This window comes from Amycolatopsis sp. NPDC003676, assembly GCF_053587275.1.
Map to the genome: position 1 here is coordinate 19,484 of NZ_JBSFNS010000041.1, position 12,888 is coordinate 32,371.

Here is a 12,888-nt window from a genome sequence, read left to right on the forward strand (position 1 = left end):
TCCTTGTCCGACACCTACGACCCGCCGCTGTCCGGGGTCCGCGTGCTCGATCTGTCCTCCGGCTCGATGACCGCGACCGGACGGCTGCTGGCCGATCTCGGCGCGCGCGTCACCCGGGTCGTCCTGCCCGGCGTCACCGACGAACGCACCACCGGCCCGGTCGTCGACGGCGTCGCGCTCGGCACCGCCATCGACCGGCACGGCTTCGCCCACGCCACCGCCGAACCCGGCTCGCACGGCTGGGAACAGCTGCTCGCCGACGCCGACCTGCTGATCGAGACCACCCCGCCGGGTTCGCCCGCCGAGGAACTCCTCGACGTCTCCGGCCTGCGCACCCGGCATCCCGGGCTGGTCATCCTGTCGATCAGCGATTTCGGCCGCGCTACGACCCGGCGGCACTGGCAGGCCACCACCCCGGTGTTCCACGCGCTGACCGGCGAACTCTCCCGGTCCGGCATCCCCGGCCGCGCGCCACTGCTGCCGCCCGGCGAACTGCCGTACCACGTCGCCGCCGCGCAAGCCGCGTTCCAGGCGGTGAGCCTGTACCTCGGCCGGCTGCGCACCGGGCGCGGCGACCGCATCGACTTCTCCGTCCTCGACGGAGCGATGCAGGCGCTGGACCCGGCGTTCGGCATGGTCGGCAGCGCCGCCGCCGGAGTGCCGTTGAGCGACCTTCCGCGCGGACGCACCGAAGAACGCCACCGGTACCCGATTTTCCCTTGCCAGGACGGGTATATCCGGATCTGCCTGCTGTCGCGACGGCAGTGGCGCGGGATGTTCGAATGGATGGGCAGTCCGGCCGAATTCGCCGACCCGAAGTACGACCAGGTGCGCGAACGTTATGCGGCACCGGATCTGCTGCCCGCGATCGGCCGCTTTTTCGCCGACCGCACCCGCTCCGAGCTGGAGTGCGAGGGCCAGCGCCACGGCGTGCCGACCGCTGCGGTGCGCACGCTCGCCGAAGCCCTGCACACCGACCAGCTCACCGCCCGCGGCTTCTTCCGCGACACCGAACTGTCGCCCGGCCTGATCGCGCCAGTTCCGGCCGGGATCACCGAAATCGACGGACACCGCGCCGTCGCCGGTCCGGCTACCGGCGCGCGAGTCACCGCCGCGCCGATCCTGGCCGCTCGCGCCCGTCGCGGTGAAGGCCGTCCGCTGGAAGGAATCCGGGTCCTGGACCTCGGCGTGATCGTGGTCGGCGGCGATACCGGACGACTCTTCGGCGATCTCGGCGCGGACGTCATCAAGATCGAGAACTCGGCGTTTCCGGACGGTTCCCGCGCCGCGCTGCCGGGCCTGATGTCGCACGGATTCGCCGCCGGGCACCGCAACAAACGCGCCATCGGCGTCAACCTGCGGGATCCCGAAGGCCAGGCGCTGGTGCGGCGGCTGGTCGCGCAGTCGGACGTCGTGCTGACCAACTTCAAACCCGGCGTCATCGCCTCGCTCGGCCTCGACCGGGCCACGCTGTCCGAGGTCAACCCCGGCATCGTCGTGGTGGACAGCTCCGCGTTCGGCCCGACCGGCCCGTGGGCGAGGCGGCTCGGCTACGGCCCGCTGGTGCGCGCCGCGACCGGACTCACCAGCGAGTGGATCTACCCGGGTGAGCCGGGCACGTTCAGTGACGCCGTCACGGTCTATCCCGACCACGTGTGCGCCCGGATCGGCGCGCTGGCCGCGTTGGCGCTGCTCGTCCGCCGCGAACGCAGTGCCCAGGGCGGGGCGGTGAGCGTCGCGCAGTCCGAGGTGATGCTGAGCCACTTCGCGGGCCGGATCGCCGCCGAAGACCTGGCCCGCCGAGGACACCGTTGGGACGGCCCCGCGCACGACGCGCCATGGGGCGTCTTCCCGACCGCCGGCGACGATGATTGGCTGGCCGTCACCGTCCGCGGCGACGCGGATTGGGGTGCGTTGTGCTCGGTGCTGGACCGTCCCGACCTGGCCGCCGACCCTGTTTTGGCCACCCGGTCCGGGCGGGCTGCTTCCCGCGCCCGGATCGACGCGGCGGTGACCAAGTGGACGGAGCGGCATTCCCCGTTCGCGGCAATGGATCTGCTGCAGGCTGCTGGTGTTCCGGCCGGGGCGATGCTGCGGGCCGCTGATCTGCCGGAATGGGAGCAGTACCGGGAGCGGCGCGCGTTTCGGGAGGAGCTGCATCCGTACGCGGAGGAGCCGTACGTGCTGGAGAACGTGCAGATCCATGCCGCGCACGTCGCCGACCCGCCGGTGGGGCAGGCACCGTTGCTGGGCGAGCAGACATTCGAGATCGCCGCGGAGTTGCTGGGGCTGGGAGTCGCGGAGACGGCTGGGCTGGTGGCTCGCGGGGTGTTGGAGGCACCGGAGGAGAGCGGCGGGCGGGCTGCGCGCGCGGGGTGACAGTTCGGCGGTCTTGTCGCGCTGGATTCCGGTGGTGATGGGCGGACGCTCGCGCAGCGTGACGTCTGATCGCCCGCTGGATTCCCGCGACACCGAACGCACAGCTCGCCCCGGCCGTCCCCGATCCCAGCCCGCACCGACAACCGGCCGGACTCCCCTCCCCCGCCGTATGATCGCCGAAAACCCCGCCCCGCTGGACATTGGACGATGGAGATCGACTTCACCCGGCTCAAGTACTTCGTCGCGGTCGCCGACGAGCTCCATTTCAAGCGCGCGGCGGACCGGCTGCGGATCACCCCTCCGCCGCTCAGCAAGCAGATCAAGCTGCTCGAGCGCGAACTCGGCGGCCCGCTGTTCGAACGGCACTACCACGAGGTCCGCCTCACCCCGCTCGGCGAAGCGCTCCTCGGCCCGGCGCGGGCGATCCTGCGGCAGGTCGACGGGCTGAAGGACATCGCGGCGGGAGTCCTCGAAGACGGCACGCCGATCCGGGTCGGGGCCACCGCGTACGCGCCGTCGGATCTGCTCGAAGACCTCGAAACCGCGGTCAGCGGGCTCGCTTCCCCGGCGACGTTCGAGGTAGCCGGGTCCGCGGCCGAGGTCACCGCGAAGCTCGTGTCCGGGCATCTGGAACTCGGGCTGATCCATCTGGCCGTCGAGGACCAGCGGCTGCGCGCCCGCACTGTCGCCGAGTACCAGGGCGCGATCGCGGTCCGCGCGGACGATCCGCTCGCCTGCCGCGACCTCGTCCACATCGAGGAATTGCGCGACCGCGAGGTGGTCATCGACTTCGCCCGGCCGAACCCGGTCATCCTCGCCGCGCTGACCCGGCGGCTCGCGAAACGCGGCGTCCGCAACATCGTCCGCGCGGTCAGCGGACGCGGCGGCGAACTCGAAATGGCCGCGCAGGTGTTCAACCGGCGGCTGGTCGCCCTCGTGTCCTACGCGCCGGCGTCGTTCATCGGCCGGATGTTCTCGCCGCCGGAGTTCCAGCTGGTCCGGATCGACGAGGACGGCTGGGAACCGAGCCGGCTCGCGCTCGCCTGGGCCGCCGACCGCGCCGCCGGACCGCCCCGTCCGGCCGATCTCGCCGAGGACCTTTCCTCGAAGCTGGGCCCGATCCGCCGCGGCTGACCAAGCCGCTGCGGGTCACCGGGAGTCCACTGTGGACGGCTAGGACTCGACGAACCTGGTCAGCAACCGCCCGAACTCGGCCACGTCGCGGCGCGGCCAGTCCCGCAACCGCTCCTCGAGCCGTTCCCGTTGCGCCGCACGGGTAATCGCCAGCGCGCGATGCCCGTCCTCGGTCAGCTCGAGCCGCTGCCGGCGCGAATGCCGCGGATCCGGACCGCGCACCAGCAGCCCGGCGGTCTCCAGTTCCGCCAGCTGCCTGCTGACGGTCGAGGGATCGAGCCCGTACTCCTGAGCGAGATCCGCGGCGTGCGCGCAGTCCGCGAGGTCGATCGAGGACAGCATCGTGTACTGCACGAACCCGAGCCCCTCGTACAGTTCGTTCGAGCGCACCCGGGACCCGCGGGAAAACAGGATCATCGCGCGGTGGATAGCGTCCAGGGCATCGCCGTCGCGGTCTTCTCCCGGCATGTCCCCGCATGCTAGAGATGCACCATACAACTGTCAACGCGGCTCGGCGGCGATCCCCCGGTTCAGCAGATCGTCGGCGTCCAGCCCGGCTTCTTCAAGCAGCGCACGGGTATGCGCGCCGAACGCCGGGACGTCGCCCATCCGCGCCTCGACGTCCGCGAACGTCACCGGCGGCAGCAGCGCGTCGACCGTGGCGTGTTCGGTGCCGATCGTCCGCCAGCGGTCGCGGGCGCGCAGCTGCGGGTCTGCTACGACGTCGGCGACCTGTTTTACTTGTGCGGCAGGGATTCCAGCCTTGGCCAGCCGGTCGTCCAGGTCCACTGTGGACCATCGGGCGGTTTCGGCGGCTACTGCCGCGTCGCATTCCGCGCGGTGTTTCACGCGCAGGACGTTGGTGGTGAATCGGGGGTCTTCGGCTAGTTGAGGGGCTTCGAGGACCGCGATGACCAGGGTTCGCCAGCCGCTGTCGTTCTGGACGCCGATCAGCATCTGACCGTCTTTCGTCGGGTACGCGTCGTAGGGGGCGATGGAGGCGTGGCTCAGGCCCATCCGCGCGGGCTGGCGGCCGGAGTACATCTGGCTGTACATCGCGTAGCCCATCCATTCGACGGTCGCTTCGAGCATCGTCACCTCCACTGTCGCGCCTTGGCCGGTTCGGACGCGGCGCAGGAGGGCGGCCAGGACTGCTTGCGCGCAGTACATTCCGGAGGCTATGTCCGAGGTGGGGATGCCGGTTTTGACCGGGGTTTCCGGGGTGCCGGTGATGCCGATCAGGCCCGCTTCGGCTTGGACGAGCATGTCGTAGGCCTTGCGTTGTTCCCTTGGGCCGCCGGTTCCGTAGCCGGAGAGGTCTACGGTGACGAGTTCTGGCTGGTTGGCCCGGAGGTCTGCGGCGGTGAAGCCCAGGCGGGCCGCCGCGCCTGGGGCCAGGTTTTGGATGAAGACGTCCGCGCGGGCGATCAGGCGGTGTACTGCGTCGCGGCCTTCCTCGGTTTTCAGGTCTACGGCCAGGGATTCTTTGCCTCGGTTGAGCCAGACGAAGTGGGCGCCGGTGCCGTGGACCACGTGGTCGTATTCCCGGGCGAAGTCTCCGCCGTCCGCGCGTTCCACCTTGATGACCCGGGCGCCCAGGTCGGCCAGGGTGCGGGTGGCCAGCGGGGCGGCTACTGCTTGTTCGATGGAGACGACGGTGAATCCGTCCAGCGGGAGCGCGGGGTCCGAGTGCATGCCGATTACTATTACCCGGTTTTCGGCGGAACGCTGCGGGAAGTCAGCCGCGCGGGTCGAAGGGAATGCCGGCGGGCTTCGACTTTTCCAGCAGGTCCTGGTACCGGCCTTCGCTGATCTTGATCGTCGCGGCACCGAAGTCGGCGCCCATGAGACGGTCGCGCAGGGCGGTCGTCGGCCAGCCGTCCCAGCCGACCAGGGGCGGATAGCGCCAGTCGTGGTAGTGGTTTTCCGGCGGTTCGTCGTGAGCGTCGGCCAGGCGGAAGAAGTGCGTGCCGGGGCCGTCCTTGTGGTAGACCGCCTTCGGGTGGGCGCCGTCGAAGCTCACCTTCGACCGGGGGTAGGTCACCTGCGAGGAATGCTGCGTGGTCGTCACGTACTCGACCTGGTTCGCCGACTGGTCGATCCACGAGATCACGTGTTCCCAGTCGTGCCGGTGCCCGCCCAGGCCGCTGCCGTCTACGGCCTGGTCTTTTTCGAAGTAGCTCGCGTAGACGACCGCGCACCAGCCGTGGTTGCAGGTCGACCGGGAGTAGGTCTGGGAGTTGTCCAGGTCGGACTTGTCGTGGCAGTTGCCGTTGACCGCGCCGGTGGTTTTGAGGCCGGGCGCCAGCGTGCCGTCGGGGCCGATCGCGGGGGTGGCGTAGCAGCCGTCGCCGTCGTAGTCGTATGCGGGCGAGAAGGATTGCTCGTACCCGTTGGCGTTCTGCGGCAGGTTGTGCGGCGGATCGGCGTACGCCGCGGATACCGGGAACAGCAGTGCCATGGCCACCGTCACCGTCACGATCGGGAGTTTCCTCATGTTCGGATGGTGACACCGCGAGCACAGAAGGTGAAGGTACGCAAGGGAAGCATTCGGTGGCCGCACGGCCTTCAGTTCGCGAGGACCTCCGCGCCCCGATGCACGCGGAGCAGGTCAGCCCGTACGAGGTCGGCCAGCAGCCGTTCCTCCTCGTCCACGTCGGCCGGACGCGGCGGCAACTCGCCACTGCCCGCCAACGCGTCCGCAGCCGCCGAGGCGAAGGACGCCATCGTCGGTGACTGTTCGTCTCGCTGCAGCAGCGCGCCTGCCGACGCGGCGAGCCCGCGTAGACCCTGCCCGGCTTCCTCCAGGGCTTCTCGTTGCTCCGGCGAAGGCTCCCGGCTGCCGGGTTCAGGACTCAGCAGGTCCTGGTGCGTTCGGGCGGCGGCGCGGAACCGCAGTCCGACCTCGCGTCGTCCGCCTCCGCCGCGCAGCCGTTCCGCTACGGACGCGAGCAGTTCGCCAGTCTCGGATACAGCATCGGAAAATCGTTGTGCCACTGAAGGTTTCGGGACGCCTGGCACCGCGGCGAAGCCGAACAGCAGTCCGATCACCACCGCCAACGCCACCAGCAGCAGGTACTCCACGAGCACCGAAACCGCGTCCAGATGTCGCGTCGTGGCGTTCATTCCGACGCTCATCAGCACCATGCAGCCGTTGAACACCATGGGTTTGACCTGCATGAACGGGAAGCCGACGAGCAGCGCGACAATCCCCAGCGGCAGCAACGCACCCGGCGGCAACAGCCACAGCGCGACCGCCAGGACCACGGCTCCGGCCACGGCACCGGCGGCGCGCTGCCACGCCTTCGCCAGCGTGTCCCGCCATTCCGGCTGCATCAGCGCGAAGGTCGTCATCAGGAAAGACACCGTGAGCGGGTCGCCGGGTCGGAACGTCGCGATCACTGCCGCGACCAGCATTCCCAGCGCACACCGGACGGCGTGCCGCAATTGCGCGGACCGCCACGAGAACACCCCGGTCGCCTCGCGTCGCAAGGCCTCACGGACGAGATGCCTTGGGAAGTCCACAATGGACTCGTCGCGATTCAGCACCGCTTCCCGGATCGCGAACAGTCCGGCCCAGGCTTCGTCGAGCAGCGCGCTGGTGTCCCCGGGCAGCGCGACATCCGGGTCGAGCCGTTCGATCTCCGGCGGATCCGAGACAGCCTTGGCCCGCACCGCTTCCGCGAGTGCCGCGACCTGTTCGTCCGCGGCGTCGAGCACGCGGGAAACGGCCGCTGCCTGCTCCTCGTCGAACGCGCGCAGCCGGTCCCGCAACAACGCGGCCGTGCCGTGATACCGCGCGCCGCCTGCGAGAACTCGCGCCTGCCACGCTCGCGGACGGTCGGTCACCCACAACCGCACGGCCCGCTCCGCGCTCGCGCGGTCTGGTCCGGCGAGGGCGTCGGCCAGTGCGGTGCGGGTCGGTTTGCCGGGGTCACGCAGGCCCATCAAAAGCCGCAGCACGAAGACGACTCCGACGGCCAGCGCCGGCGCACTGATGATCTGCACCGGGCTGGCCGCACCGCTCAACTGGAAGCCGTAGCCGAACACCGAAGCCATGCCGAGTCCGAGCCCGACCGTCACATACCGCGGCCCGAGCGCGGGCACGACGGCCGCAGCGAACACCACCAGCACGAGCAGCGCGACCGAGGCGACCGGCGAAACCTCGCCCAGCAACCGCGGCCCGGCCCCGCCGAGCACGACCGCGGGAGCGAACGCCGCGAGCAGCCACAGATCCGGCCGCAGCGGCCCGCCGGTGGCGGCGATGAAGCAGAACAACGCGGTCAGCCCGGCCAGCATCGCCGTCCCGCCGAGCCCGAGCGCCACCCCGAGCCCGGCCGTGCCGCCGACGACCACCAGAATCGCCGCGAGCATCCCGCCGCCGCGCGCAATCGCGTTCATTCCGCCTCGTTCCGTCACCGCGCAATGCCGCCGGGTAGCCTCGCACGCCGCGTCCGGGCGCCGGGCAGCGACTCGCCAGCAGCAGGTCAGACGGTCGCGCGCTCCGGCGGCAGCGTCAGCAAGTTGTGCACCTCGCTGTGCTCTGACCCCGGCAGCCCGTCCAACGCCAGCAACGCCGAGCTCCGCGCCGCGACCTCGGCCTCGGTCCGCGGCGACATCAGCGCCGACCCGCCCGTCGCCAGCGCCTGGTTGGCCTCCACGAACGCCCGCGACCGCTTCTCGTACGCCGCGAACGCGACGTCGTGCGGAGCGTCCGCCAGCTCGTACGCCAGCAGGTACGCGCCGATCATCGCGAGGCTCGACCCCTGCCCGGACAGGAACGACGTCGCGTGCGCGGCGTCCCCGGCCAGCGCGACGCGGCCCTTCGACCAGACCGGCATGTGAATCTGGCTGACCACGTCGAAGAACAGATCGTCCGCCGAGCGCATCGCCTCGACCATCCGCGGCACCTCCCAGCCGCAGCCCTCGAAGCGGCTCGCGACCAGGTCGCGCTGCGCGGCCGGGTCGGCGAACGCATAGAAGGGGGCGTCGGCGTGGGTGAAAACGAGGAACCCGTGCACCTGGTCCCGGTCGCTGTCGCCCGCGGCGTAGAGCGACGCCGACCGGCCCGCGACCGCCCACGACATGCCCTCGTGCGACAGGCCGAGATAGTTCGGCATGGTGAATCCGGCGAAGCAGTAGCCGAGGTAGCGGTGGAACTCCTCCTCCGGCCCGAGGGCCAGCGAACGCGTCTTCGAGTGCAGTCCGTCCGCACCGATGACCAGGTCGAACGACTGGCTCCGGCCGCTGGAGAAGGTCACGTCGACCCCGTCGCCGCGGTCGTCCAGCGTCGCGATCGACTCCGAGAAGCGGAACTCGACGTCGTCGCGGACCGCGTCGTAGAGCGCGCTGGTGAGGTCGCCGCGCGCCAGTTCGATGTCGTACCCGGACTCGTCCCCGGTGATCACGGTCGGTGCGACACTGTTCAGGACGCCGCCGTCCCCGTCGAGGAACGTCAGCCGCCGGGTGTCGACGTGCCGCGCCCGCACCCGCTCCTCCAGCCCCATCCGCCGCAGCACCTCGACCGCCGGGCCCCGCATGTCGATCGGGTACCCGCCGCCGCGCACCGCCGCCGCCTTCTCCACCACGGTGACCGCGAAGCCGTACCGGTTCAGCCAGTACGCCAGCGCCGGGCCCGCGATGCTCGCCCCCGAGATCAGCACACTCCTGCTCATGGTTCTCCCCTTTTCCCCGGCAGGCGGTAGATGCCTACCTTAGGTATCATTTTCGAGACCGGCCGGAACTGCCTTGCGCGATCCCGGTGAGCCAACTGTATACCTAACTTAGGTATCTAATCAAGGAGCCCGCGATGTCCGCCGTCCCTTCCCTGCTCCGGGACCTGCTGCCCCGGCTGAACGAGCTGAGCGGGTCGCTGCGCCGGGGCAAGCTGTTCGAGCGCGCGGTCGAGGCCACCGGGCTGCCGCTGGAACGGCCGGCTATGACCGTGCTCGGCATCCTGCACATCGAGGACGCGCCGCTGCGGGTCGGCGAGATCGCGAACCGGATGAACGTCGTTGGGCCGCACGTGACGCGGCAGGTGCAGGGGCTGGAAAGCCGCGGGCTGGTGCGGCGCGTGGCCGACCCGGACGACCAGCGGGCCCGGCTGATCGAGCTGACCGCGGAAGGAAAAGCCGCGGCCGAACGCTACATCGGCGTCATCGAAGACTGGTTCGCCGGCGCGATGAGCGACTGGACAGCGGAAGACCGCCAGCTCCTCGACCGGCTGGTGACCCGGCTGGTCGAGGACCTGACGGCCCGGTTATCCGATTTGGACTGAAGCGGTTTTACCGCGACAGCCGCAGGAACTCCTGCTGCTCGCGGTCGTAGCGCTGGGTCAGGCCGTTTCCGTAGCGGTCCCACCAGTTCTGCGTGTGCCCGTTCTGGCGGGTGGTCGTGTCGCCGTAGATCTCGCGGTCGTACTCGATCCGGGCGTCGTGGAACTGCTGCTGGAATTCCTGCGGCGACAGGCCCCGCAGCTGCTGCACCGCGGCCGGGTCGAGGGTGCGCGCGCTCTGCACGATGTCCGCGCCGCCCATGTGGTTCAGGATCGCCCGGACGCCGCCCGCGCCGCGCATGTGCGCGCCGGACATGATCGCGGCCTGCGTGCCCGCGTCGGAGAACTCCAGCGCCCCGGCGTGGCGCGCGTTCGCGGTCATCAGCTGCGCGACCACGGCGTGCTCCTCGGCGCTGCCGATGCCGTACTGCTGGCGGGCGGCCATGATCTGGTCGTAGCCGTTGTGCATGTTCCGCCGGAAGCCGTACGCCTCCGGCACTCCGCCCTGTTCGCCGGTCGCTCCCTCGGACCGCATGATCGAATCGACGACCCGCTCGTCCAGCTGCTGCGGTGCGGCACCCCCAGCAGCCGCACCGCCGCCGCCGGTCGCCCCGGCTCCTCCCCCACCTGTTCCGCCGCCGTAGCCCTGTGCCACCGCGGTGTCGGCGTCGGCGTAGTTCTGCGCCGCGTGCTGGACTTTGCCGTTGACCTGTTCGATCAGCTTCACGAAGTCGCCGAGCGACGAGACGAGTTTCGACTGCAGCAAGGTGTTCGCCGCGGCGACCCCGCTGCCGATGCCCGCGAACGACAAAGCGTCGATCACGAGCGTCTCGAGGTCGCGCACGGCCGAGAACGCCGCTGAGCCGAGGCCTTCCACGTTCTTCACGATCGCCGACACCTCGGCCGGCAGCACCCGGTAGGTTCCCGCTGTCATGCCAGTGACCATCGCGCACCGGCCCCGCCGCGCCCACGGCCGAATTACCCACTTTCGAATGGGATCGATTCCTTGCCCGCTGGGTACCTGGGCGGCATGGAGTCCGACGAGGACCGGCACGACCGGACCGACCACGAGATCGAGCTGCTCGCCGAGCGGCTCTGGGCCTGGTCCCGCGAACCGGCCGACGACCAGGCGCCCGACCTCGGGCCGCTCGCCGCCGCCGGTTTCGACGTGACCGGCCGCACCGCCGCGTACGGCGCCGGACGCCCGCGCGTCGCCCTGCTGCTCCCTTCCGACCGGCTTCGCGAATTCGGGCACAACCTCGTCTCCGCGGCGGTGCTCGGCGCGGCACTCGCCACCGTGCGGACGCTGCAATCCGGTTCCGTCGTCGTCACCGACCGCCCCGCCGACGAGATCGACGCGGTGCTGACTTTCCAGCCCGGCGTGCACACCTGGGCCGCCGCGCCGCTCGCCGCGCGGACCGAACTGCGGGTGACCGTGCACGGGAATTCCGGCCCAGCGCCCGAGGACAGCACCGACGCGGTCGCCTCGCTGGTGCAGGTCTTCACCGCGATCGCCGCGCTGCGGGCCCGGCTTCCCGCAGGTGCGACAGTGCAGGGAATCGTGACGCACGGCGGGGAATCGACCGACGTGGTGCCCGATTTCGCCGAAGCCCGCTTCGGGTTGCGCGCGCCGGATTCGGAGGCGCTCGGCCGGGTGGTCACCGAGGTGACTGCTGCTGCTGAAGGCGCCGCGATGGCGACCGGGACCAAGGCGAACGTCGAACGGTTCGGCCCGATTCACGCGCGGTTCCAGGACAATCCGGTGCTGTCCGGGCATTTCGCCCGGCATCTCGCGGCGTGCGGGATCCACGCGTCCCCGTCCGGCGCGGCGGCGGTGCCCGGGCGGGCCGAGGTGGGCGACCTGAGCGTGCGGATGCCGACGATCCATCCGTCGGTCGCGCTCCACGATCCGGTGCGCGCGGTCGGCAGCCGGGCGTTCGCCGAGGCGACCGGCTCGCCGCGAGCCCGGACAGTGCTGCTCGCGACCGCGTCGGCGCTGGCCCGGACCGCGTCGGATCTTCTCGCGCACCCCGCACTGGTGCGGCAGGCCTGGGACAATTTCGCCGATCGCGCGCGCCGGAGTGGCTAGAGTTCCCGGCATGGGGACGACTGACCTATTGCTGCCGGACGGCCGGAATCTTCGAGTGCACGACAGCGGGGGCGACGGCTTTCCGCTGGTGTGGCACCACGGAACTCCGCAGTCCGGCCGCCTGCTGCCGCCCGTGGTGGAGGCTGCCGCCGCTCGAGGTTTTCGGGTGGTTTCCTACGGTCGCCCTGGGTACGGCGGGTCCACCCCTCACGTCGGGCGAACGGTGGGCTCGGCTGCCGAGGACGTGCAGCAGCTGGCGGATGCCCTGGACCTGCCGCGTTTCGCGGTGCTGGGCGCATCCGGCGGCGGGCCGCACGCGCTGGCCTGCGCCGCGGGATTGCCGGATCGGGTGACGGCGGCGGTGTCGCTCGCCGGTTTGGCGCCGTACTCCGAGGACTACGACTGGTACGGCGGGATGGTCGACGACAGCTCGTTGCGCGCCGCCCGCAAAGGCCGGGAAACCCGGCTGCAGCACGGAGAAACGCAAGAATTCGACCCGACGAGCTTCACCGACGCGGACTGGACGGCGCTGCGCGGCACGTGGGGCCCGCTGGGCGAGGACGCCGGTGCTTCCGGTGACGTGGCCGCCGAAGCCGACGACGACCTCGCGTACGTGACGCCGTGGGGATTTTCGGCTGCCGACGTGCGGGTCCCGGTGCTGCTGGTGCACGGCGGCGAGGATCAGATCGTCCCGGTCAGCCACAGCGAATGGCTCGTGCGGAATCTCCCGGACGCCGAGCTGTGGCTGCGCCCGCGCGACGGGCACATCTCGGTGCTGAACGCGCTGCCGACCGCGCTCGACTGGCTGCGCAACCTCCTCGCCCGCTGACCGCCGCCGCTGTCCGTGAAGGGAACCCCACGGACTCTGAATCCCAATGTCGGGAACTTAAGCTGCGTCGCTTCAGCCAGTTGCCCGTCCACAAAGGACGCTGACGCGGTCGAAACGCCCGATTGATGCCCATATGACCGGGTCTCCGGTACGTGAGGGGAACCCTGAGGGAATCTGAGCCCC

Annotated in this window: 11 protein-coding genes; 5 read left to right on the forward strand and 6 right to left on the reverse strand. The window is 70.6% G+C overall.

Annotation, left to right across the window (positions count from 1 at the left end):
• Positions 1-3 precede the first annotated feature (3 nt).
• Positions 4-2,379, forward strand: coding sequence for a CoA transferase (locus ACWDNU_RS23610; RefSeq protein WP_449670482.1), 2,376 nt, complete (start codon positions 4-6; stop codon positions 2,377-2,379).
• A gap of 207 nt (positions 2,380-2,586) precedes the next feature.
• Entirely contained in the window at positions 2,587-3,513 is a 927-nt protein-coding gene (locus ACWDNU_RS23615; RefSeq protein WP_449670483.1) for a LysR family transcriptional regulator, read from the forward strand.
• 39 nt (positions 3,514-3,552) lie between these two features.
• Here the strand turns inward: ACWDNU_RS23615 and ACWDNU_RS23620 are convergent, their stop codons facing one another.
• The 5 genes from ACWDNU_RS23620 to ACWDNU_RS23640 form a co-directional block, all read right to left on the reverse strand.
• The gene (locus ACWDNU_RS23620; RefSeq protein ID WP_370935993.1) at positions 3,553-3,981 is read right to left on the reverse strand and encodes a MarR family winged helix-turn-helix transcriptional regulator; all 429 of its coding nucleotides are present in this window, start codon (positions 3,979-3,981) and stop codon (positions 3,553-3,555) included.
• Positions 3,982-4,014: 33 nt separating this feature from the next.
• The gene (locus tag ACWDNU_RS23625) at positions 4,015-5,208 is read right to left on the reverse strand and encodes a CaiB/BaiF CoA transferase family protein (protein ID WP_449670484.1); all 1,194 of its coding nucleotides are present in this window, start codon (positions 5,206-5,208) and stop codon (positions 4,015-4,017) included.
• A 43-nt stretch (positions 5,209-5,251) separates the two neighbouring features.
• On the reverse strand, positions 5,252-6,010 hold the full coding sequence (locus ACWDNU_RS23630; RefSeq protein ID WP_370935991.1) for an NPP1 family protein: 759 nt from the start codon (positions 6,008-6,010) through the stop codon (positions 5,252-5,254).
• A gap of 71 nt (positions 6,011-6,081) precedes the next feature.
• A complete protein-coding gene (locus ACWDNU_RS23635; protein WP_449670485.1) occupies positions 6,082-7,914 on the reverse strand; it encodes an FUSC family protein in 1,833 nt (610 codons plus the stop codon).
• An 86-nt stretch (positions 7,915-8,000) separates the two neighbouring features.
• On the reverse strand, positions 8,001-9,188 hold the full coding sequence (locus tag ACWDNU_RS23640) for an FAD-dependent monooxygenase (RefSeq protein WP_449670486.1): 1,188 nt from the start codon (positions 9,186-9,188) through the stop codon (positions 8,001-8,003).
• A 134-nt stretch (positions 9,189-9,322) separates the two neighbouring features.
• On the opposite strand from ACWDNU_RS23640, the gene ACWDNU_RS23645 reads away from it, so the two are divergent.
• Positions 9,323-9,790 (forward strand): MarR family winged helix-turn-helix transcriptional regulator, encoded by a 468-nt coding sequence (locus ACWDNU_RS23645; protein ID WP_370935988.1) that lies wholly within the window; start codon positions 9,323-9,325, stop codon positions 9,788-9,790.
• Positions 9,791-9,797: 7 nt separating this feature from the next.
• Here the strand turns inward: ACWDNU_RS23645 and ACWDNU_RS23650 are convergent, their stop codons facing one another.
• Positions 9,798-10,721, reverse strand: a complete 924-nt coding sequence (locus tag ACWDNU_RS23650) for a hypothetical protein (RefSeq protein ID WP_449670487.1) — start codon at positions 10,719-10,721, stop codon at positions 9,798-9,800.
• A gap of 72 nt (positions 10,722-10,793) precedes the next feature.
• Between ACWDNU_RS23650 and ACWDNU_RS23655 the strand changes: the two genes are divergently transcribed.
• Both ACWDNU_RS23655 and ACWDNU_RS23660 read left to right on the forward strand, forming a co-directional pair.
• A complete protein-coding gene (locus ACWDNU_RS23655; RefSeq protein WP_449670488.1) occupies positions 10,794-11,876 on the forward strand; it encodes a peptidase dimerization domain-containing protein in 1,083 nt (360 codons plus the stop codon).
• Positions 11,877-11,886: 10 nt separating this feature from the next.
• Positions 11,887-12,705, forward strand: coding sequence for an alpha/beta fold hydrolase (locus tag ACWDNU_RS23660; protein ID WP_449670489.1), 819 nt, complete (start codon positions 11,887-11,889; stop codon positions 12,703-12,705).
• The last annotated feature ends 183 nt before the right edge of the window (positions 12,706-12,888 follow it).